The sequence below is a fragment of the Mesorhizobium sp. WSM4807 genome (genome assembly GCF_055811615.1).
This window is the reverse complement of the sequence record NZ_JBVVQY010000001.1, coordinates 237,856-260,285: the sequence shown is the minus strand read 5'-3', so window position 1 is coordinate 260,285 and position 22,430 is coordinate 237,856. Positions and strand designations below refer to the sequence as shown.

Below are 22,430 nucleotides of genomic sequence, written 5' to 3'. Positions count from 1 at the left end.
TATACCGCCTCAGGTGTTTGCCTTCGTCCGCGCTTCCGATTTTTCCAGATAGTAGCTCGAATATCTGTCGAAGAATTTTTCCGAGCCGCCGATCGATCCATACTTCGCCAGCTTCTTCAAATCGACTTTGTTCAAGACGACGCCGACGATCTTGTTGGCGATATAGGACTCCGAGCTCAGTATGGATTGCACCATCGCACGCGGCGTGCGCCCCCACTCGGTCACGAGCACGAAGCCGTCGGCAAGCGGGGCAAAGGCCTTGGCATCCACCACCGGTCCGAGCGGCGGCAGGTCGACGATGATGTATTCGAAGGTTTCCTTGGCGTTGTCGATGAAACGCCGCATTCCGGCCGACGACAGAAGCTCGCTAGTGTGCGAGAAATGACCGCGCGGGACGGCCGGGACGATCGCCAGCTTCGTCTGCCGGTCGATCTTGCCGACGGACTGCCAGGTCTGCCCACTTACCACCGCTTCCATGAGGCCTTGCTCGGCCTCCATGCCAAGGCTGCGACTGAGGCCGGGGTTGCGCAGGTCGCCGTCCACCAACAGGGTTTTCGACCCGTTGGCGGCAAGCAATCCGGCCAGATTCGCCGCCACGGTCGACTTGCCCTCGCCGGGAAGGACCGAGACTACGCCAATGACCCGGCTGCCTTGCCCTTCCATCACGACGTCGAAGGCAATCTTGGCGCTGCGGAGCGTTTCGGAAAACATCGACGCTGGAGCGTCGATGCTCACCCGCATGCGCGCGCGCCTTTCAGCGACCGACGGTGAGTGAGCGGTTTTGACGTCCGCCTGACCGTCATCCTTGACGACCTTGCTGCCGATGATCGGCAGGTACCCGAGGAATTTGAGGCCGACGCGATTGCGAACGTCTTCGCCGGTCCTGAAGAACCGTTCCCTGAATTCATTCAGGCCGCCAACCCCGGCTCCCATCATCACGCCAAGAACAAGCGAAAGTCCCAGCACTATGGACATGCGCGGGGTTGCCGCGGACTTCGGCAGCGTCGCGTCGGAGATGACGCGGATCTTGCCGACCGGGAAGGATTGCTGCTGGGACGCTTCCTCGTAGCGGCCAAGGAACGTCTGATAGAGCGTCGAGAGCGCGGTTGCCTTCTGCTCCAATTCGCGCAGCTTGACCTTCGACTGGTTGTCGATGGAACTCTTGCCAGCCGCTAACGCGACATTTGCGCGGAGCGCCGTCTCGCGTGCGAGAGCGACTTCGTATTCGTTGCGGTAGCTTTCGGTCAATTGCTTCAGCTCGCCGAAAATCTGCGCCGAAATGTCAGCCTTTTCCTTGGCAAGTGCGACCGCCTGGGGATGCTCAGCCCCGAAATTGGCTTCGATATCCTGCTGCCGCTTGGCGACAGTGAGATAGCGGGTCTTGAGCGTTGAAATGACCGAGTTGCTCGGCTGGTCGGCGGATATGGCGGCGTCCCTGAATGCGTTGTCCGAACCGCTTTCGACGATCGACTTGTATTGCTGGTAACGGGCGCTGGCGCGGGCGGTATCGGCCTGCGCCTCAATGAGTTGGCCATTGAGGTCCGACAGTTGCTTGTCACTGATCAACTGGCCGTCATCGACGGCCAGCCCATGTTCGGCCCTGAACTTCTCGACGGCGAGCGCCGCTGCCTGGGAACTTTCGCGAAGCTCCGTCAGCCGGCCCTGCAGCCAGACCGCCGCCCGCTCGGTCGCATCGAAGCTCGCATCGAGCTGATCCGCGAGATAGGCGTCGGCATAGGCTTTGGTGACCGCGGTCGCAAGTGCGGGGTCCGTCGCCTGGTAGGCGATGGAGATCACATAGCTTCGACCAATGCGCTCGGCTTGCACCTCGTTCTGCAGTTTGAGGATTGCGTAATCGCGGCGTGACGAGGCAATCATCGCGTCACGCGTCGCCGGATCAAGCTGAGTAACGTCGGTAGTATCCACGGCGGGACTGGGACGGAAATACCGGACCACGCCGCGCACAAAATCGGCAGCCTTCGACACGGCCGACGTCGGAGGGTTCATGAAAGCGTCGTTCTGATCGAGCTTCTGCTTATCGACGACCACCGCCGCCAGCCTCGCCGAGTGGAGAATTTCAATCTGGCTGAGAATGGCGGAGTCGGTCTGCATGCTCACCGACGCCGCCGAGACCTCATCAACGACCTTGTTCAAGCCTTCATCGATCAGCACGCGGCTCATTGCCATGTAGGTGGGAGGCGTGGTCTGCAAATAGAGCACGCCCAAAAAAAGTCCGATGGCGGCGCATGCCGCAACAACCTTTGCCTGCCTTGCTGCCATGCCGAGCAAGCGCTCGACATCGATAAAGTCTTCGGCGCTGACTGCGTCCGAACTCGGCAATGGCTTCCTCTTGTCGAGAGGAAAATTGGCATAATTCATCTTCGGTCCAATTCTAGTTTGTACCTAGAGCGGCGGTCTCTCAAGTCGAACTGTGCCGCCGCTCTATTTTTGTCGAACATCGGATTTTCCCAAACCGGTCTCCACTTTGGGTCCGATACTCAAGTTGCAGACGCTAGAGCAAAATCGAAAGCATCAGCATATATACGACGCAAGCTTCATGCCAGACACCGCGAGACCTGGGCAGCAAAACATATCGGCGTGTCTTGCGTCATCATCCATTTGCTAATGCTCCCAAATAATGGGCTTTATGCGGCTTCCACCCGGCGCTCATGCGATCGGACGAACTCCTGAAGCATCTCGAAGATCGACCCCTTCATGTCGTCACGCGCCAGCGCGAATGCGACATTGGCCTGGATGAACCCCTCCTTCGAGCCGCAGTCGAACATTCGACCGTTGAAGGGCTGGGCGAAGAAAGCCTGGCTCTGCGCAAGGCGGACCATGGCGTCGGTCAACTGAATCTCGTTGCCGGCGCCGCGCTGCTGATTGCCGAGCAGCGCGAAGATCTCGGGCTGCAGGATGTAGCGGCCGTTGATGTAGTAGTTCGACGGCGCATTGGCCGGAGCCGGCTTTTCGACCATGGCGGTGACTTCGAAACCCGAGCCGACATCCTCGCCGCAGCCGACAATGCCATATTTGCTGGTCTCGGTCGGGTCGCAGCGCTCGACGGCGATAACGTTTCCACCGGTCTGCGCATAGAGGTCGGTAATTTCGGCGAGACATCCGCGCCCGCCGAAGGACACCATGTCCGGCAACAGCAATGCAAAAGGCTCATCGCCGATGACCTCCCGGGCGCACCATACCGCATGGCCGAGCCCTTGCGGCGACTGCTGCCGGATGAAGCTCGTCGCGCCAGCCACGGGAAGCAGGCTTTCGAGCGCCTGAAGCTGAGCCGTCTTGCCGGTCTGCTCCAAGGTCCCGACCAGTTCGGGATGCAGATCGAAATAATCCTCAATGACCGCCTTGTTGCGGCCCGTCACGAAGACAATGTGCTCGATGCCGGCTTCGAACGCCTCGTCTACCGCGTATTGCACGACAGGCCTGTCGACGACCGGCAGCATTTCCTTCGGCATCGATTTGGTCGCCGGCAGGAATCGCGTTCCAAGCCCCGCTACCGGTATGACTGCCTTCCTGACTTTCTTCATTGCATATTCCTTCTGAGGAGATCACTTCAACCTGTCGCAGGCCGCCAAACGGTTTTTCAGCTGCCTGCACCCTTCACCTCCCCCGCACCCGCGGCAAATTGCGCCGCCACCCTTCGCAGCCGAACGGCGATCGGCATTCCCATATGCCGAACCGCCGCCGGATCGCTGAGCACCGTCCACACCGCCTTGAGGGGGGATCGGGCCTTGATGTGCTGGACCAACGAAAGGAAAGACGCCGCCTTGCGCAGGCTGCGCGTGCGCCTCGCGAAAGCGGCCTCGGCGGCTGCGTCCATCGAATGGGTCCTGGCGAAAACGAGGTCGGCCTTGCGCATCGCCTCGACGTGATGAAGTTCAAGCACGCGGGAAATGGAGCCGGTCCGGATGTGGTAGACATAGCCGGTCGTCGGCTCGACCACGCATTTGCTGCCCTTGGCCAGAGCACTGGCCAGCAGGATGTAATCTTCTCCGATGATCAGGCCTTCGTCATAGCGAAGCCCGTTTTCGCTCAGGAAGCGTCGCTGGAAGATCGGTTTGAGATAGCCGAGATTGAACCTGGATTCGAAGACCACGTTGCCGGCGATATAGTCCGCCAGCGAGATTTCACCGAGCCCCTCCAGGTAGTCGGCCGGGAACATCGTCTCCTCGGCAACGCCGTCCTCGCGAACGACCTGAAGATTGTCGACCGCGATCTCGGCGCCCGCTTTCTCCGCACGGTCAATCATGGTGCAGATTCGCCCGGGATAGACCGCGTCATCGGAATCGAGGACCGCGACCCACCTGCCGCGAGCAAGCTCAAGGCCGGCATTCCTGGCGCCGCCGGGACCACGGTTTTGCTCAAGTGCGACAACGCGTACGATGTCTTCGGGGTAGGATCGCGCCAGATCGAGCGTCCGGTCGCGTGACTGGTCGTCGACGACGATGATTTCGACGCTGACATCGCGCTGGGCGATGGCGCTGGTGATCGCCCGCTCGATGGTCAGCTCCGCATTGTAGGCGGCAATGACAAAGGTGACGTCAGGCTGCATGCTTGCCCCCTTCCTGCGGCGAGGGCAGGCCGTACTGGCGGATTTCACGCACACCGACGAGACCGCTCACGACGCCGACATGCATGACGCCGCGAAGCACGCTGCGGTTCCTGCGCACGGGATTGATGGCGACCGGGATTGCCGATGCGAAACAAAAGACCGCCTTAGCCGAGGCAAGACCAACTTGCCTCACCAGCGCGAGCCCATTCGCGTCGCGCCCCAGAAGGTGCCCATGCGTTTGCCCGGCGCGGAACCGGCGGCGCCGGAGCCAGTCGAATGCGGCCCTGGCGCGCGGCACCACTTCGTCGACCCAGGCCTGCGGCGAAAAGGCGATGCGGCCGCCGGCCTTGACCATATGATCGAAGAATTCGGTGTCCTCGCCGCCGGTCTGGCCACGCGCCAGGCTGAACCGTCGGCCGCGGAGGCAGTCGGCGCCCATCCTGAGCAGGACGTTGCAGGTGTAGCCGGTGCGGATCTCGCCGCGCACCCAGACCGGCAGGGTCGAGTGGAAATCGCCGCGGCGCATCCAGTCGGGCGCGTCCGGCCGATAGCGCGCCCGCACCGGCCCGAGCACGGCGGCGGCGCCACTCACCTCCGCCGTCGCCACCAGTTCGGCGAGCCATCTGGACGATGCCGTTTCGTCGTCGTCGAGGAAGGCGACGAAATCCGACGTGCTGGCGTCGAGGCAGGCGTTGCGGGCGATCGAGATGTTGCGCGCCGGGCAATGATGGTAGCTGATCGGCAACTTCAACGTCTCCGCCAACGTTGCCACCAGCAGTTCTGCCGTCGGGCCGTCATCATTATCGGCCACGATGACGCGGATGTCGAATCCCGAAGGCACTTCAAGGGCGGCTATCGAGCGAAGCGTGTCGGCAAGCTCCGGCCGCCGAAACGTGCAGACGCAGATGTCGATGCTGCGGTTTTTTTCGGCCACACCCATCACGCCACCCTACGCTGTGGCCGCGGTCCAAGCAGTTGCAGCCAGAAGCCGACGGACCAGCCGAAATGCATGACCATGGCCGAAATCCCGGCAAGCGCACTGTCCGGGGTGCGCTGGCTGATGGCGGTCCACGCGCCATAGCCGAGGCAGACCGACGCCCACACCAGCAGCGGCGTGATCGCCAGCCAATGCACGAAGGAAAAAGCCGCGAGAAGGACGACTGGGAACACCAGAAGCGGCACCATCTGCCGGACCTTCGGTATCATGCGGTGCTTGAGAATGTTCTTTGCCCGGCCGCGGCCATAGCCGAGATACTGGAAATAGAGGTCGGCGAGCGACGAGCGCGGGTAATAGATCATTTGCGTCTTGCCGCTCATCCAGATCCGGTAACCGGCCTTGCGCAGCCGGTAGTCGAGTTCCGCATCCTCGTTGTGGCTGAACGTCTCGTCATAGCCGCCCACCGCCTTGAAGGCCGATATTCGCATCAGCGCATGGTGGCCGTGATCGACCCACTCTCCCACTGAGAGATGCCGGTGCTTGGAGCCGCCAGTGCCGAGCTTGGAATTCTGTGCAGCCGCCACCGCTTTCTGCACCATACCGCTGCCGCTGGTCAGCATGGAGACGACGACCGAATCCGCGCCGGTGATCCGCGCCTCCCCGACCAGCCGATCGCAATAATCCGGGGGATAGCCGCCATGCGCGTCGATGCGAATGACATATTCAGCCCCTTCGCCATAACTGGCCACGGCGAGATTGATCGCCGCACTCTGGAGGCGCTTATCGTTGTGAAGAAGGATGATCCGCTGATCCTTCCCGGCGATCTCCTCGACGATCGCCCTTGTGCCGTCCGTGCTGCCGCCATCGGCAACGATGATCCGGGCACCGAGCCTCTCGGCCGCCGGGCGAAGCTCATGAACAAGCGCGCCGATGTGAGCCGCTTCGTTCAGGCACGGAATCACGATCAGGCCGGACGGAAGAATTTTGGTCTGCATCATTGGCCCATGTCCATCCAACGCCATCCTAAGCCAGTGCCTTGGCAGCATATGAATCGGGCACGGCCGTCAACCTGCGAAGCTTCTCGACGAGCGCCCGGCAATCGCTGCGGTCGTGGCTCCAGGTTCGCGGATTGCGGGCAAGAACACGCGCCCGCAATTTCCCGAAACGATGCTCCTCCAGTTCGCCCAGGGCGGCTTCGAGTGCCTCGGGAGTGGCTTGAGGCAAAAGAACGCCGATCCCCTGCCGGTCGAGGAACCGGCCAGTTTCGGTGTTGCCCATCGAGATCGGCACGGCGCCGAAGCGGCAGCCCTCGTAGAGGCGGTTGGGCAGCAGCCATTCGGAATTCAGCCCCTGCTCGAAAAAATCGATGGCCCAGGAAAAATGGACCTCACGGTAGATCGTAGCCATATCCTCGGGATTCCGATAGGGCCCGCCGAACGAGAGCCAGGGCTCGGATTCAACGAAACCGTGAAAATCCGGAAATTCGGAAAGCGCCGGACGGCCTCTGAGGATGATTTCGAAGCGGCCCTCGAGCCGTCGGGAAAATTCGGCCAGAAGCTCCAGGGAGCGGCGGCATCGGAGTGCGCCGAACCAGCCGATCCGCCAAGGCGGAGGGATGGGGGCCTCCACCGCTGTGCGATCATCCAGCGAAACCGCGGCAAGCTCGAAATATTTGTTTTCGAGCAGTTCGACCGGCGCAGCAATCTGCCCGAATGGCTTGAAGTAATTGGCGATGAAGGCCGGCGAACTGGTGACCAGCAGCTTTACATCCCTGGCCAGATAGCGTTCCGCGCCGCGCATGGCCCTGCCCAGAAAGTCGTCGCGAAGCATCAGACGATGGATGTCGAGACACTCATAGACGATCGGCACCGTTGCCTGGAACGCCGATCTGGCACGCCGGGCAAGCGCCAGCATTTCCAGATTGCGTGCGATGATGAGGTCGGGTCTTGGCATCGAACCTAGTTTCGAACCGATCGAGACCGCCGCCTTTGTGACTGCTGCCAGACGCTGGCCGAATCGGCCGTCGCGCGTCGCGCCAAGATCGATCGGCCGCAAGCCCTCAACATCGGCGATCGGGCTTACAGTCCGACGGAAGCCCGCCAGTGTGACCTGGGCGCCGCCTGCCTTGAGCATTATGATCCGCCGGCGCACTGCCGGATCGGAGACGTCGTGTACCAAGTACAAGACATGCAGCATGAAAACTCGACCGCTGTTGGCCCGCCCGGAAAAACCCTAGTACAGCTTTTGCTGCATCGCAACATTTTTGGTGCAGCGAGGCAGGTATCCATGTTTTTTGTTGCGCTGCAAAATTAATGCCGTAGTTTGATGGTGGCATCGGGCATGGGTCGGATATTGGGACCGGCACAAAAAAATCAGGGATCCTGAATTTGCAAGCCAATGCATTCGATCCGCCAGAGGGCTCTCTCCGCAGATCGGTCGGACGCGGCGCTATCGTCACGGCTTTAGCGCAATCGGTGCGGGTTGCGACGCAGGTTGCCTCCGTCATCGTGCTGTCGCGCCTGTTGTCGCCGCACGACTTTGGTGTGGTGGCAATGTGTGCGCCGGTGCTTGCCCTCATCGCGCTGTTCCAGGACTTCGGCCTAACCCAGGCGACGATCCAGAAAAGCGGAATCAAGCATGAAGAGATCAATTACCTCTTCTGGATCAATGTCGCGGTCAGCGTGTTACTCGCTTGCGTGCTCGCCGGCGCGGCGCCTGTGGTCGCCGCCTTCTACGGCGAGCCGCGGGTGGCAGATCTGGTGGCCGCGCTCGGGCTGCAGATCATAGCCTATGGGCTCGGCGCCCAGCATCTGGCGCTGCTGACACGCCGCATGCAGTTCGCCCGCCTGGCCATCATCGACGTCGCAAGTGCCATCGCCGGCCTCGTCGTGTCGATCGCCTGGACTTTCATCGACCGTTCCTACTGGGCGCTTTTTGCTGGCACGCTGACAGCAGCCGTACTGCCCACGATTTGCTTTTGGGCAAGCTCGCGATGGCGCCCCAGCCTGCCGCGCAAGGTTGGCGGCATCAGCGAGCTGATCAATTTCGGCGCCGGCATCACCGGATTCAACTTCGCCAACTTCTTTGCCCGAAATCTCGACAATGTGCTGATCGGAAAATACTGGGGCGAAGCGCAGCTTGGGCTCTATGACCGCGCCTACAAGCTGCTTCTGTTTCCGCTGAGCCAGATCACCAACCCGCTGTCGAAGGTCATGGTGCCGGCTCTTTCCAGGCTGAAGGACGAGCCGGACCGCTACCGCAGCGCCTATCTTCGCGTCATGCCGCTGATCTTGCTGGTTGCACTTCCAGGTGTCGCCTTCGCCACCGCCATGGCCGAGGTGCTGATACCGTTCGTGCTCGGCGAGCAGTGGCGGCAGAGTTCCAGCATCTTCCTGGCACTCGGTTTTGCCGGGCTGCTGCAGCCGCTCAACAACCCGGCGGGATGGCTTTTCATCAGCCAGGGCCGCTCGGGCGATTTTATGCGCTGGGGCATCATAACAGCCTTGACCTCGGTGCTGGCCTTCATCGTCGGCCTGCCCTATGGCGCGCTGGGCGTGGCGATCGCCTATGCAGTCAGCGAGTATCTCAGAACGCCTTTCCTGTGGCTCTATATCGGCAAGACCGGGCCGCTGCGGGCAAGCCATATTCTTCGCGCGGCAACGCCCTTCGTGCTTGGTGCACATCTGGCGCTTGCCGCTATCTGGTTCGCCAAGCCGCTGCTGCCGCAACAGCACATTCTCGCCATGGCAAGCGCGGTGGTGCTATCCTACATGATCACCATCGTGGTCGCCCTAGCGTTTGCTTCCGGCCGCGAGGCGTTTCGGGAGGCACTGAAGCTCCTGCCGGCACGGGCGCCCACGGCGGCACCAAGCGAGGCGAAGTAACTTGCACGGACATCCATACGAGGACCAGGCCTGATCCCATGCACTACCGATCGATCTCCGACATGAACGATGCCATTGTCAGGAACCTTCACCGGTTGCCGCGCGATATCGACCTGGTGGTCGGTGTTCCCCGAAGCGGCATTCTCGCCGCCACGCTGCTCAGCCTGACGGCGAACATCCCTATGACCGATCTGGACAGTTTCCTTGCCGGAAAGATCTATACTTCGGGGGTCACTAAACGCCGGGCCGCGCTCGACCGGCAGGCTTCCGACATGCGCAAGGTTCTGGTGATCGACGACAGCGTCAGCGGCGGCGCGGCCATGCGCGAGGCACGCAGCCGCGTAGAGGCCGCCGGCATCAAGGCGGATTTCACCTTTGCCGCGGTGTTCGGCCTGCTGCCACAGCACGAGGAAACCGACATCGTCTTGGAAGTCGTGCCGCATCCAAGGATGTTCCAGTGGAATTTCATGCACCACAAATTCCTCGCGCAATGCTGCGTCGACATCGACGGCGTGCTCTGCCTGGATCCGACCGAAGCGGAGAACGACGACGGCCCGGCCTATGAGAAATTTCTGAGCGAAGCACTGCCTCTCTTTGGACCGACCCGCAAGATCGGCTGGCTCGTCACCAGCCGGCTCGAGAGATACCGCGCGCTTACCGAAGCATGGCTCGCAAAGCACGGCATCGAATACGACAAGCTGATCATGCTTGACCTGCCGAGCAAGGCGGAACGGCAACGGCTTGGCGTGCATGGCAGTTTCAAGGCCGATTTCTACCGCAAATCCGATGCCATCCTGTTCATCGAAAGCGAGCACCAGCAGGCGCTAAAAATCGCCAAGCTTTCCGGCAAACCGGTGCTGTGCGTGGAAACGCATGTGATAAATTATCCCGACGCGTTGTCGCTTCCGGCACTTCGACAGACGGCACGCAACCTTCCGGACAGATTGCAGGAGATCAGTTCGCCCGACGGGCGCAAGACGGCGATCAAGACCGTCGCGCGCACGCTGCTTGGCGAACGCGGCTACGAGACGCTCAAGAGCCGGGTCAAACGACCGGCCTGAACCTGGTTTCGGGACTTAAAGCGCGTCACGCGACGCGCTTTAAGGTTTGTTTTATGCAGTCGTTGTCCCAAAACCGCTACGCACTTTTGGGCGACATGCATTAGGCGGCTTGCCGCGAAGGCTGTCGTGTCGCCCTCTCTAGCATCGAGAAGAAGGTCGCGAACTGACTCGCCGGATCGAGTTCCGGGCGCTCGGAGAATGCACGCGCCGCCGCGGAAAGCCGCCGATATTCCTGGCTGTCGGTCCACAGACGCCTGACCACTGCCACCCAGTCGGCGAGTGGGGCGTCGTAGTCCAGCACGACGCCACCGGAGCCGACCGCTTCGGGCAGGCCACCACGACGCGAGCCGACGACGGGAATGCCGCTGCAATGCGCTTCCGACGCCACTCGGCCCCAGGCCTCTTCCCATTTGCTGGGTGCGAGCAGGATTTTCGTGCGGCCATAGACCGTCTTCATATCGCTGGTCCGGCTCTCCAGCGTGACGTTGCCGAGCGGCGCGATCGTCTGCTCGATCCGGGCCCGATGATCGTCATCGAGCTTCCAGCTTTCGACGAACAGGAACGGGATTTCGGAGCAGGCGGCGGCGATGCGCACCGCAAGCTCGAAACCTTTTTCCTCATAGGGATTGATCAGCGTGACAAACGCACCCGTCGTCGGCGTGCTGTAGAGTGCGGGATTGATGGTCGGCGGTATAACCGTCGAATCGATATCGAATTTTGCCTTGTAGGAGCGCGCCGTGAACTCGGAATTGGCGATGTAAAGCGCCGAATGCAGCTCGCGCAGATCGCCGCCCAATTCATGAAACTCGACATTCCTCAGATACACGACCAGCGGTACGCCTTCGGCCTGCAGCGCCTTGCCGATCGGAACCGACTTGTGGCACTGGACCACGGCGACGTCCGGCCTCAGCTTTTCGACGGCAAAACCCGCCGCCTCCCAGGGAAACCAAGCCCGCACGACCGGATAGCCCGGATAGCTGTCGATGACCGCTCGCTGCCTCAGAAGCTTCATCTTGGCGCGCGCCTTGTAGCCGAAGACGCCCTGGCCGAACAGCGCGGCGAGCACCGACGCCTCATGTCCGCGCTCGAGCAGCTGCTCGGCAAGATGATGAGTGCTGGACTGGACACCGCCGCTGAACTGGGGCGTGTAACCGTTGCCGCCTGCAAAAAGCACTTTCATGGTTTCGGCTCCTGTCGCATTCTCAAGTTTACGGACGGTGACGGATCGCTTGTTTACGGATGGTGACTGCAACCCGCCTTCAGGCACCCTGCTGCATCTCTAAATTGGCGAACGGATTGGTGCATGGCTGCCATCCGGTGAATCGGATCGGGTCGGTTGGCGAACTGCGCCGGGCGTAGTCGGTCAGCATATGGAACTCGGCAATGACCCAGCGGTCGAAATGCCCCAGATCCTCTTTTTTCCGTTCGGGCAGCAACCGGCGGGCGGCGCCCAATTTCAGCGCCTCAAGCAGAGTGACCGCATCGCCCAGCTTTTCGTTTGGAAATATCCAGGGATTCCGCTTCTGGAACTCCAAAACGAACTGCTGCATATGCTCGATGCGCATGTTCAGCCTGCCGAAATATCTTTCGAGCGTGACGCGCACCAGGTCCTCATCCGAAAGCGAGGAAACGGCGGCGTAGGCGATGCCGGTCGAAGCAACTCCGCCAGCCATGATGGCCAGTGCCGCGCGTCGCGAAAGCTTGATCATCCGGCCATTTCCTTTCCCGCTATCCGGCTCGCCGCCCGCAAGGAGAGGGCTGCCGCGGTCAGGCTCGGGTTGGCGCAGGAACAGCTTGGATATGTGCTCGAGCCGACGACAACAAGGTTCCTGAGCCGATGGTGGATCATGTCGCGGTCGACAACCGAATCCGCCGGGCTCACGCCCATCCTCAACGTGCCCTGGACGTGCGACTCGGTCCGCCGGATGCCGCGATCGAAAATCTCTTCGACCGGCAGCGGAGCCAGAAGCGCCGGCAATTTCTCCTTTGCCCGCGCCATGCCCTTGACCGCGTAGTCGGATGCCCCCTTGAAGCTGACGAAGGCGTTTTCATCCTCGTCGAGGACCACGAGATTCTCCGGGTCGAGCAGGTCTTCGGTGACAATGATGAGGGGAAGCATCTGACGGACACGTCCCTTTTCGGGGCGCATCCCGTGTTGCCAGCGGTTTTCGAAATAGACCAGCGCCGCCGCATGGTCTGATCTGTGAGGGCCGTCATAAAGGCCGAAATTCAAGCCGGTGGTGATGGTGCTTCCGTCGAAATTGTCGACACCGTCGAGATAGGCTTCGAAATTCCATCCGTAGGATTCGTGCAGGCCGCGCCCGACGAATTCGCCCGATAGGCCCGACCGCAACATTATCGCCGGGCTCTGGATGGCATTGGCGCCCAGAATGAAAAGATCGCCGCTGACCGAATACTCCTTGCCCTCATGCACGAATGCGACCGAACGGACCGATCCGCCGACATGGTCGAGCCGGCGCACTTCAGCGCCAAGGCAGACCGAAACGTCGGGATGCTCGAAGACGTGCATCAGGCCGTTGTTGGCGGTGAACTTCGCGTCGACCGGGCATAACCCGCATCGCAAATTGGCGCAGCACGAAGACCGCTGCGCGGTCGGCACCCGCGCCCTGGCTGTCGGCACGACAAAATGCTGGTGCGGCTGCGCCGCTTTCATCATCCGGTCCGGCGTCGACATGTGATGCGGTGGTTGGGGAAACGGCCTGGAACGCGGCATCATCGCCGCCATGTCGGGGTCGCCTGAAATCGACATGACGTCCTCTGCATCGCAGTAGAACCGCTCGAGCTCGTCATAGCTGATCGGCCAGTCGTTGCCGACCCCGTAGAGGCTTTTCAGCCTGAAGTCGTTCGGATGAAAGCGCGGCGTCTGCGCGAACCAGCAATTCGTCCCGCCACCCAATCCGATGGTGTAGTTCCACGGCTTGTCGGAGTTGGTCTTGTAGGTGGTCTCGTCCTCAATGTCGGTGTTGACGTTCTGCTCCAGCTGCCATTCATGCGTGTTGTGCCGGCCCCATTCCAGAACCAGAATGCGCGCCTTTCGCTGCTTGGCGAACGCATGCAGGAAGAAGGCCGAACCGAAACCGGAACCGACAGCGACAAGATCAAAATGTTCGTTGGCGATCTGTTCCGGCCTGATGCCCAACACCATCAGATAAGACCCCTTGCTGACACGAGCGCGTTCATCGGCGCCCTCGTGACCGTCCTTGATGTCCGAGCCGGCCTTGTCACCGGCCTTTCCCGCATGGTCTCACGCCGCCATTCTGCCGATGCTGTGATATTCGATGCCGTAGCGAGCGATGACCTTCGGGTCGTAGAGATTTCGGCCGTCGAAGATGATCGGCGTGATCAGCGCATCCTTCATCGCATCGAACGACGGCGCCTGGAAGTTCTTCCACTCGGTGGCGATCATGAGCGCATCGGCGCCGCGCAGCGCTGCCTCCTTGGTGCCGCACAAGAGCAGATCCTCGCGCAGTCCGTAGATGGCCTGGCATTCCTGCATCGCCTCGGGATCGTAAGCCTGCACTTTGGCACCGGCCTTCCACAGCGCTTCCATCAACACGCGCGCCGGCGCCTCGCGCATGTCGTCGGTATTGGGCTTGAAAGCCAGGCCCCACAGCGCAAAGGTCTTGCCCTTCAGATTGCCCTCGAAATAGCGGTTCACCTTGTCGAACAGGACCGACTTCTGTTCATTGTTGCGTTCCTCGACCGCGCGCAGCAGCTTGGCATCAAACTTGACGCCTTCGGCGGTCTTGATCAGGGCGCGGACGTCCTTGGGGAAGCATGAGCCGCCATAGCCGAGGCCCGGATAGATGAAGTGATAGCCGATGCGCGGATCGCTGCCGATGCCCCTGCGGACCTCCTCGATGTCGGCACCCAGCTCCTCGGCCAGATTCGCCATTTCGTTCATGAAGCTGATCTTGGTCGCCAGCATGCAATTGGCCGCGTATTTGGTGAACTCGGCGCTGCGCACATCCATCACGATCATCTTCTCGTGGTTGCGGTTGAATGGAGCGTAAAGCTCACGCATCACCGTCTCGGTATCCTCACTGCCGGTGCCGACGATAATGCGGTCGGGCTTCATGCAGTCGGCCACCGCGGAGCCCTCCTTGAGGAATTCCGGATTGGAGGCGACGTCGAAAGTCAGATCCTCGCGGCCCCGCGCCTTCAGCGTCGCGGCGATCTTGGCCTTTATCTTTTCGCAGGTGCCGACCGGCACGGTCGACTTACCCACGACGATCTTGGGCGCGTCCATCTCCCGGCCGATGGCCTCGGCAACGGCCAGCACATATTTGAGGTCGGCCGAACCATCCTCGCCCGGAGGCGTGCCGACGGCGATCATCTGGATTTGGCCATGCTTGACGGCGGCCGCGGCATCGGTGGTGAACTTGATGCGGCCGGCCGCATGGTTCTCCTTGACGAGGTTTTCGAGCCCGGGCTCGAAAATCGGGATGAGGCCCTGATTGAGCCGCTCGACCTTTTTCACGTCGATGTCGACGCACACCACCTGGTGTCCAACTTCGGCAAGCACCGCCGCCTGCACGAGACCGACATAACCAATTCCAAAGACCGTCAAATTCATTTGGTGTCATTCCTGTTCAAGACTTCGGAGCGCTTTCGGTCCGGCCGGTTCAGATTAGTCTTTACTTTATGCTGCATGCCAGCGATTCCGGAAACTGGCATGGCTGGCCCAGTGCCGTGAATGCGACGCGGTCAACTTGCATGGTGAGCTTGCGGCCCGGATCCGAAAACGGTCCCAGCCATTCCTTCATCGTGTCGCTGCCCCAGTGGCTGAAGAATATCTTTTGCGCATGGCTGGGCAGCTTTGCCGGATCGGTGATCGTGTTCACCAGTTGGCCATTGACGTACCAGCGCAGCCGGTCTTTCTCCCAGACGAAGGCATAGTCGTTGAAAGCCTTGTCGGTGCCGCCAGCTACATCCACTACTTTCTCATTGTTGCCCTTGCCGGCTATGTAGGCGTTGACCTGCACCTTGGACGTGTCCTTGGTCAGCACCTCGAAGTCGATTTCATCCCACGGCTGCTTATCGGTGGGGCCGATATATGTGAAGAAGGCGGCGTTGATGCCGGAGCCCGCATCGGTTTTCAGCCGCGCCTCATAGGTGCCATAGCCGAAGCGCTTCTTGGTCTGGATCTCGCCACAGGCAAAGTCGCGATCCTTCAGCTTCCGCTTTTCGAAACCGAGCGTCAGCTTGCCGTCGGAAAGCTTGACCTGGCTTTTGGACCAGGTGCAGTTCTGAAATTTGCCGTTTGTCCAGCCGTCGGCAATGTACCAGCGCGCACGGTCGAAGCTGGTAAAATCATCGACGAACGATGGCGCAGTCGGGATGTCCTGCGAACGGGAAGGGGTCGGGCCTGCAATCAGGCTACCGAGTGCGGCCAGCAGAAACGCGCCGCCCGAACATAGCTGCCTCAGGTTCCCTTGCCTGATCGTGCGCGTGAACGGCCTGTCGCCAGTTGCTGGTGTGGACGTGCTTATCGGATCCGCATTCATACCAAACTCACCTTTGTGCTGTGCGCCCCCAACCCAAAGTCGACGTTCAAACCATGACGAAACGAGATGATCTTGACCGTCTGCCAATACCTTCCTTGTGTTGCCTTTTTTTGTCCAGTGTAGCCTTTTGCTGTGGCACCAAACCTCTTGCCTGTGGTGCCACCCAGGATCCTTGAAGTTCAACCCGTGCCGGCAGCCGGCTTGGCGAAATCAGCCTTGGTGGTCGAGCTACGCTCGACGCTTTCGTCGAAGATTGCATCCAGCGAATGACGGAGATCCTTCATTAATTCGTTCTGGCGCGCGAGCGTCGCGATGCGCCGCTCGCAATTCAGGATCGACTTCGTCAGTTCGCTGACCTCGGCGGATCTGCTGGAGGAGGCCGCCCCATTCTCCATCGCCTCGACCAGGAAGGCCGCGTTGGTGGCCTTGGTCCGATAGCGATTCTCAAGGCCGTTTTTCTCCGCCTCGACCTCGGCTGCGATCTGGTCAAGCAGCTTTGCCAGGCGGTCAAGGCGCGAGATGTCGGTCTGCCTGTCTCGGGCCGGATCCCTTGATCTAAAGCCGAATATCGAGACCATCCGCTCAGTTTCCTGTCATGGTCGGCCTGGCACTCATGGTCGGCCTGAGGCCACCCCCGTGCCCGTCCGGGCCAACAAGACCTTGTCGCATCGTCCAGTTCCTCTGACAGCGGGACATTTTCGGGCCGATTCAAACAGCCAACCAAAATTGCTGCACCGCAACATACATGCCATCCCCAGGGCGAGTAGGCAACCACCTAGTGTGGCGAATCGGAAATTCGCATCACAATGGGGCGGGGTAAGGGCCTGTTGACAGGATCGGCATGGCACGGGCTGCGGACAAGCTTAAGTCTCGCCGGCCGGGCTGGTTGCGGCCATGAGAAAGCGCAACGACGGCACAGGCTGCTTTGAGCCAAAGCCAGCGCGGCGAAACAGCGCATCCAGCTTGTCGGCGGCCACGCCGCGAACGATGGGGATAAGGTTGGATTGGCTGGCCAGGGCGTAGGCCGCAGCCGATGTCAGCCCCTGCTCATTCTTCATGTCGAGGAAGTTTCGCAACCGGTACTTGTCGCGTACCTGCCGTTCGTGCCTTCTGAGCACGGCCTTAGAACCTTCCGGCAAACTGTCGATCGCCAGCAGCGCCAGATCCGCGTCGGCCAGACGCTTGAGATCCTGCGTCTTGTGCCGGCCGCTCAGGGAATCCGCGCGGACGATCGCGCCATAGCCGCAGGACCTGATGACCTTGAAGCGCGCACCGCAAGCCACCGCGCGCGCGTAGAGTTCATAGTCTTCGCCCAGTCGCAGGTTTTCGTCATAGTGCAGCCCATGCCGGTCGAGAAAAGCACGGCTGATCACCGGCTTGAGGAAACCCAACTCACCTCTCTGCACACGGCGACTGGAGATGTTGCCTTCGATGAAACGCTCGAAATCGAGGAACTCCGGTTCGGGCGAGAACCGCGGAGCGGCGATTTTCGAGACGTCGGTGGCCGCGTCGTCCCTGATCATCATGATATTGTCGGCAGCGAAATCCCAATCGGCGCTGGCGAACAATTCGCGAAATCTGCCCGCAAGAAAAAAATCGTCGGCGTCCAGAATGCTGATGAACGGCGATTTGGAGCTGGCGATCGCGGCGTTGCGGGCGAAGGAAGGACCGCCGTTGACGTCAAGCCGGATTACGGAAAGCCTGCCGCTGCCATCGTCGGCCGCCCGAGCGACTTTCGCGGTATCGTCGGTAGAGGCGTCGTCGACGACGACGACTTCCGCCACCTCCGGCTCGCGCAATGCCGATGCGATGGCAACCGGGATTGTCCGCGCCGCGTTGCGGGCAGCGATGATCACGCAGACCTGGGGTTCTGTCATCAATTCGCCTCTCGACTGCACGGTAGCTCCGATTCCTCGCCCTTCCCCGTTGAATGTCCAATGCAGCTCTCGTTCTCAACGACTGCCGGCTGTTTGAAAAAGCGTCAGCCGGCACTTATGCTGCAGTGCGAAGCAAAGCATCGTCAAAATCATTCGCCCCGTCCAGTCTTTCCTTTCGGCGTCGCCTCGGCGCAAATCTATGGGCGATGAAATGCCAGCGGATAGACGGGCCGCTTCGCACACCGTCCCTGCTCATTCTGGATGGAGCCGTCAGCGCACTCGAATCGGCGATCATCAGGTCGATCGACAGGGTTTAGGCAATATTAGGGGCTGAATCAGAGGATCCGAGGCTGAAGGAAAATCCGGAAGCCGGTTGTCCAGGATGTTGTCGGGCGAGCAGTCCGCTAGGAATCCGATTGACGCTACCTGTCGTCAGGTCAGTGGAGGCTTCTCCTGGCACTGAACTTCTCGCCATCGGCCGTTTCGGCCGAACTCAGCTTTCGTTCGGCATCGCGAATCTTATCAGCCGACGTCGGGGGATTTCTGACAACCATGACGAAAACCAACAGAAAGTAGCCCAGCTGGATGACAATGGCGCAGGCTAAAGTGCGAAACAGCGTTGTGCCTAGCGAAGCGCCGTCGAGATAAGACCAGGCGGCCACGATCGCCAGGGCGAAAATCATGCCGACAATGAATTTTGGTAGCGACATACCCAGCCTGTTAACCTGCTCGGGCAAAAATCGATGATTGACCCACCCCGAGCCTCCCTTCGCCATGCGAGCTGTTGAGGCCGCTCGCTTTTTGGCCGGTTGCTTCCGGCCTTCCCACGCTGTCCATACTCTGACAGAAACAAACTGCAACTCTATTAAGGTGTGCAATAGCGGGCAAGGCCAACCGCAAATTATTTTGGATAAGTTCGCGGGATCGAGTCTGCCATGTTGCGATGCACACATCGGCATCACGGCCAATCACCCGGTATGGACTCACTTCAGTAAGAGCCGCAATATTAACCAGTAATTTACCTTAAAGACTTCCTATATTTTACAAAGATGAAGCACGATAAACACTCGAAGATGCGACACAAAGAGCGATTCGCCCAAAATCAACCCCAAAAAGGCACTAGATTTTTCACGATTGCCCATAATTTGTCACAAACTCGCCATAAAGTTCAGAATTTGTGCAGGATCGGTTTATTATTTAGTCAATTCATGACGTGATTATTTCAGGCGCTCAAGAAATTGTGTGTTGCGATGCAGCATTTTTTTGATATCGTGCGGCAAACCATCCGTTCAACGTATGGAGTTTACGCATGAGGGACGTAGCCAAGCCGGCCGACGCGGAATTTTCGCAGGCCGGTATCGATTTTCAACCAATCGGCGGCCTGCTCAAACGCAGCTTCGATATTGCCGGTTCACTGATTGGCCTGGTTGCTCTCAGTCCGCTGTTTGTGATGGTCGCGCTGCTTGTCAAGTTTTCTGACGGCGGACCGATTTTCTACGGTCACAGCCGGATCGGTCGGGGAGGACGGATTTTCCCGTGCCTCAAGTTTCGGACTATGGTACAGAATGGCGAACAGGTGCTGGCTGCATATCTTGCCGCCAACCCGGATGCCAACGCCGAATGGATAGCGACCCGCAAGCTCAAGAACGATCCGCGCGTCACGCGCGTCGGGGCCGTGCTGAGGAAGCTCAGCCTCGACGAATTGCCGCAGATCATCAACATCCTTCAGGGCGACATGAGCCTTGTCGGTCCTCGCCCCGTCGTGCGCGACGAGCTCGAAATCTACGGCAGTTCGGCTGTTTATTACCTGAAATCGCGCCCCGGCCTGACCGGGCTCTGGCAGGTCAGCGGCCGCAACGACGTTTCCTATGACAGCCGCGTCGCATTCGATCGCCACTATGTCGAGAACTGGTCACTGTTCGAGGACATTCGCATCATCATCAAGACCGTGCCTGCCGTCTGGATGTCGCGGGGCTGCTACTGACCGGCCGGGACCCGGTCTCTGTGCAGGAGCGACTGTCCAGACGCCAGACATTCTGCAGCAAGTTTCATCGGGCGGGGCTAAGCGGATCGGAAACGTTCAGTTGAAAACAGACATCTTCGAAATCTCCAGCGCCGGCACCGTCAGCAATTGCATGCGACGGATGCGGCTTATGACCACTTGCCTCGCGCTGGCGCTCGCCGTTCCCCAACTCGCCGCCGCCGACGAATACCGCCTTGGATCACAAGACAAGCTGACCATCCGCGTGGCCGAATGGCAAACTGTTGAAGGCACGTTCCGCGACTGGACGGCCGTCAACGGAGAGTACACAATTGGTCCTTCCGGAACATTGTCAGTGCCGTTCGTCGGCGAAATGCCGGCATCCGGCAAGACGACATCGGAGATCGCGGCAGCGATCGGCCAAGCGCTCCAGCGCAAGCTCGCTCTGGCGGACCGGCCGGAAGCCTCCGTCGAAATGGCGCAGTACAGGCCGTTCTACATTTCCGGGGAGGTCCAGACGCCGGGCCAATATCCTTACGTGCCGGACCTGACCGTCCTGAGGGCGATGAGCATCGCCGGCGGTGTCCGGCGGAGCCCAGAAGGACAGCGGTACGACCGCGACATGATCAACGCCAAGGGCGATTTTGACGTTCTCCAAGACCAACGGGTCCGACTGATCGTCAGGCGCGCCCGCATCGAAGCGGAGATCGCGGACAAGCCGACATTCGACGTGCCGAAGGAGTTAGCCGACGATCCGAAGCTGGCAAGCATCGTTGCCGACGAGATGGCGATCCTGACAGCCGACCAAAAGAAGCTCAAACTGCGCCTTCAGGCGCTCGACGACTTGAAGAAGCTGCTGCAGAGCGAGATCGATTCGTTGCAGAAAAAGATCGTCAACCAGCAGCGGCAGGTCGACCTGGCAAAAGAACAGCTCAGCGGCATCGGTTCGCTGGCGCAGAAAGGCCTTGTCGTCAACACGCGGGTTCTGGGTTCGCAACAGACGATCGCCGACCTGGAGGGCCAGATCCTGGATTACGACACGGCCATCCTCACCGCCAAGCAGGCGATCAGCAAAGCCAACCAAGATGCCATCGACCTGGAAAACACCCAGAATGCGGGCCTGGCCGCCGACCGGCAACAGGTAGAAGCCGATCTCAGTGCAACGATGCTCAAGATGAACATGCAAACAGGCCTGATGGCCGAAGCCATGTCGGGGAACCCGGCACTGCAACGCTATCGCGACGGCGAAGAGCCGGCAATGACGTTTAGCCTGGTTCGGATGGTCGACGGCAAGACCAGCGCAATCACCGCCAGCGAAGACACGCCCGTACTGCCCGGGGACGTGATCAAGGTGAAGCTGGTACCGATGGCTAGCCAATAGGCCTTCGAGCGATCGGCTGATCAGATCACGCCGAACAGATCGACTGGATCGGCGAAGAGTTCGACTCGGACGAGTTCGACCTTGAACTCGCCAACACTGTGCTCGCCGCCCCGAAAAACGGCCTACCGCCAACCTCGGGACGTGGAGTAATTGCAGCGCAAGGAGATGTTGTGCTTTAGTTGCAACTTAAATCCGAGGAGGACTTTGTCGTGCACAGTGAAAGGGACGAAATCGTCAGTCGAGAAAGAGAATTTCACAATCTCAGATTCAGTCAGGAGGAGGATCCACGAGGAAGCCTGGACAAGTGGTATCGGACAATTCGTCACGGCGCTGAACGTCAAGACGAGCAAATAAAACGGCTTTCGAAAAACGCAGACGTGCTCGAGTACGGTTGCTCCGATGGCGGGTGGTCCCTGCATTCCCTGCACCTGCCCGATCTTTGCCGATCTCTGACGGGGATCGATATTTCGGATGTAGCAGTAAACAAGGCGAACGAACGGGCGAGCACGCTTGGAAGCACGAACGCTACATTCCTGGCGATGAATGCGGAAGCCATGTCCTTCGAGGACAACAAGTTCGACCTGGTATATGGACGCGGGATCATTCATCACCTGGACCTGGACCGGTGCTTTTCCGATGTGGTCCGTGTCTTGAAGCCGAACGGCGTGGCTTCCTTCTACGAGCCGATGGGACACAATCCTCTCCTGAATGCCTTCAGAAGGCGGACACCCCTTATCCGCACCGCCGATGAACATCCTTTGTTAATTTCGGACTTCGCGTTGGCCCGCCGCTATTTCAGCAATGTCCAGGTGGACTATTTCGGCCTGTGCTCCGTAGGAAGCGCGCTGATGCCACGAAGCATCTCGGAAACCGTCTACACCGTTGGCAAAGCTGTCGATTCGGTAGTTCTGACGCTTCCCTTCGTGAAGCGGTTCGCATGGTATGCGCTCCTAACCCTTAGGGCCTGATCAATAGGTGGCAAGCCCAACTCTGGCGAGGGTGGAAGGGGCAAGTGCCTCACGCCACCGCTTCAGAAGCTGCCTAGGTGACGATTGTTTGGCCTGAGCGCTGTTAGGCGGCGTCTTCGTACGAAGCTCAATAATCTGCCTGGCGTCGAAATCGGGGATCATCGCGTAAGTCCGTGGTCGCCCCCACGAAGCATGGCTGCGGGAAATCCTGCCCGAATAATTCGCGAATTTGTGGCGTCCCAGGAT

The 22,430-nt window shown here is 60.1% G+C and carries 19 protein-coding genes and 1 pseudogene; 6 read left to right on the top strand and 14 right to left on the bottom strand.

The genetic code is table 11. From position 1 onward, the window contains the following. Window positions 1-9: 9 nt before the first annotated feature. From AC0L3N_RS01225 to AC0L3N_RS01200, 6 genes are all read right to left on the bottom strand, one after another. Complete coding sequence (locus AC0L3N_RS01225) at window positions 10-2,379, bottom strand: polysaccharide biosynthesis tyrosine autokinase (RefSeq protein WP_473544986.1); 2,370 nt, start codon at window positions 2,377-2,379, stop codon at window positions 10-12. A gap of 266 nt (window positions 2,380-2,645) precedes the next feature. Further along, a complete protein-coding gene (gene galU / locus AC0L3N_RS01220) occupies window positions 2,646-3,542 on the bottom strand; it encodes a UTP--glucose-1-phosphate uridylyltransferase GalU (RefSeq protein ID WP_473544984.1) in 897 nt (298 codons plus the stop codon). Between the two features lie 56 nt (window positions 3,543-3,598). Continuing rightward, window positions 3,599-4,567 carry a glycosyltransferase family 2 protein gene (locus AC0L3N_RS01215; protein WP_473544982.1) on the bottom strand — a complete coding sequence of 323 codons (969 nt, stop codon included), beginning with the start codon at window positions 4,565-4,567 and terminating at the stop codon, window positions 3,599-3,601. After that, window positions 4,557-5,507: a glycosyltransferase family 2 protein gene (locus tag AC0L3N_RS01210; protein WP_473544980.1), complete on the bottom strand. Its 951-nt coding sequence runs from the start codon at window positions 5,505-5,507 to the stop codon at window positions 4,557-4,559. The genes AC0L3N_RS01215 and AC0L3N_RS01210 overlap by 11 nt, the downstream gene beginning before the upstream one ends. After that, window positions 5,507-6,502 (bottom strand): glycosyltransferase family 2 protein, encoded by a 996-nt coding sequence (locus tag AC0L3N_RS01205; protein ID WP_473544978.1) that lies wholly within the window; start codon window positions 6,500-6,502, stop codon window positions 5,507-5,509. The genes AC0L3N_RS01210 and AC0L3N_RS01205 overlap by 1 nt, the downstream gene beginning before the upstream one ends. A 25-nt stretch (window positions 6,503-6,527) precedes the next feature. Beyond that, entirely contained in the window at window positions 6,528-7,700 is a 1,173-nt protein-coding gene (locus AC0L3N_RS01200; protein WP_473544976.1) for a glycosyltransferase family protein, read from the bottom strand. 191 nt (window positions 7,701-7,891) lie between these two features. Here AC0L3N_RS01200 and AC0L3N_RS01195 point away from each other — a divergent pair, with 191 nt between their 5' ends. Next, the gene (locus tag AC0L3N_RS01195; protein WP_473544974.1) at window positions 7,892-9,388 is read left to right on the top strand and encodes a lipopolysaccharide biosynthesis protein; all 1,497 of its coding nucleotides are present in this window, start codon (window positions 7,892-7,894) and stop codon (window positions 9,386-9,388) included. Between the two features lie 38 nt (window positions 9,389-9,426). After that, a complete protein-coding gene (locus AC0L3N_RS01190; protein ID WP_123146385.1) occupies window positions 9,427-10,449 on the top strand; it encodes a phosphoribosyltransferase family protein in 1,023 nt (340 codons plus the stop codon). 100 nt (window positions 10,450-10,549) lie between these two features. Here the strand turns inward: AC0L3N_RS01190 and AC0L3N_RS01185 are convergent, their stop codons facing one another. From AC0L3N_RS01185 to AC0L3N_RS01150, 8 genes are all read right to left on the bottom strand, one after another. After that, complete coding sequence (locus tag AC0L3N_RS01185; RefSeq protein ID WP_258120737.1) at window positions 10,550-11,629, bottom strand: glycosyltransferase; 1,080 nt, start codon at window positions 11,627-11,629, stop codon at window positions 10,550-10,552. A gap of 79 nt (window positions 11,630-11,708) precedes the next feature. Continuing rightward, entirely contained in the window at window positions 11,709-12,158 is a 450-nt protein-coding gene (locus AC0L3N_RS01180) for a hypothetical protein (RefSeq protein WP_123146383.1), read from the bottom strand. After that, complete coding sequence (locus AC0L3N_RS01175; RefSeq protein ID WP_473544971.1) at window positions 12,155-13,615, bottom strand: GMC oxidoreductase; 1,461 nt, start codon at window positions 13,613-13,615, stop codon at window positions 12,155-12,157. The genes AC0L3N_RS01180 and AC0L3N_RS01175 overlap by 4 nt, the downstream gene beginning before the upstream one ends. Before the next feature lie 99 nt (window positions 13,616-13,714). Continuing rightward, entirely contained in the window at window positions 13,715-15,046 is a 1,332-nt protein-coding gene (locus tag AC0L3N_RS01170; RefSeq protein ID WP_473484202.1) for a UDP-glucose dehydrogenase family protein, read from the bottom strand. A 61-nt stretch (window positions 15,047-15,107) separates the two neighbouring features. Next, a complete protein-coding gene (gene exoK / locus AC0L3N_RS01165) occupies window positions 15,108-15,977 on the bottom strand; it encodes an endo-1,3-1,4-beta-glycanase ExoK (RefSeq protein WP_473545270.1) in 870 nt (289 codons plus the stop codon). Between the two features lie 179 nt (window positions 15,978-16,156). Beyond that, window positions 16,157-16,555, bottom strand: a complete 399-nt coding sequence (locus tag AC0L3N_RS01160) for a single stranded DNA-binding domain-containing protein (RefSeq protein WP_473544969.1) — start codon at window positions 16,553-16,555, stop codon at window positions 16,157-16,159. Window positions 16,556-16,840: 285 nt separating this feature from the next. After that, on the bottom strand, window positions 16,841-17,854 hold the full coding sequence (locus AC0L3N_RS01155) for a glycosyltransferase family 2 protein (protein ID WP_473544967.1): 1,014 nt from the start codon (window positions 17,852-17,854) through the stop codon (window positions 16,841-16,843). Between the two features lie 437 nt (window positions 17,855-18,291). After that, complete coding sequence (locus AC0L3N_RS01150) at window positions 18,292-18,630, bottom strand: exopolysaccharide production repressor exox (RefSeq protein ID WP_473544965.1); 339 nt, start codon at window positions 18,628-18,630, stop codon at window positions 18,292-18,294. A gap of 533 nt (window positions 18,631-19,163) precedes the next feature. Between AC0L3N_RS01150 and AC0L3N_RS01145 the strand changes: the two genes are divergently transcribed. The 4 genes and pseudogenes from AC0L3N_RS01145 to AC0L3N_RS01130 form a co-directional block, all read left to right on the top strand. Then, window positions 19,164-19,838: a sugar transferase gene (locus AC0L3N_RS01145; RefSeq protein ID WP_095493866.1), complete on the top strand. Its 675-nt coding sequence runs from the start codon at window positions 19,164-19,166 to the stop codon at window positions 19,836-19,838. 169 nt (window positions 19,839-20,007) lie between these two features. Further along, window positions 20,008-21,216, top strand: a complete 1,209-nt coding sequence (locus AC0L3N_RS01140; RefSeq protein ID WP_473545268.1) for a polysaccharide biosynthesis/export family protein — start codon at window positions 20,008-20,010, stop codon at window positions 21,214-21,216. Window positions 21,217-21,395: 179 nt separating this feature from the next. Further along, entirely contained in the window at window positions 21,396-22,184 is a 789-nt protein-coding gene (locus AC0L3N_RS01135; RefSeq protein ID WP_258120744.1) for a class I SAM-dependent methyltransferase, read from the top strand. Window positions 22,185-22,319: 135 nt separating this feature from the next. Next, a pseudogene (locus tag AC0L3N_RS01130) lies at window positions 22,320-22,409 on the top strand (acyltransferase); the annotation flags it as partial. Window positions 22,410-22,430 lie beyond the last annotated feature (21 nt).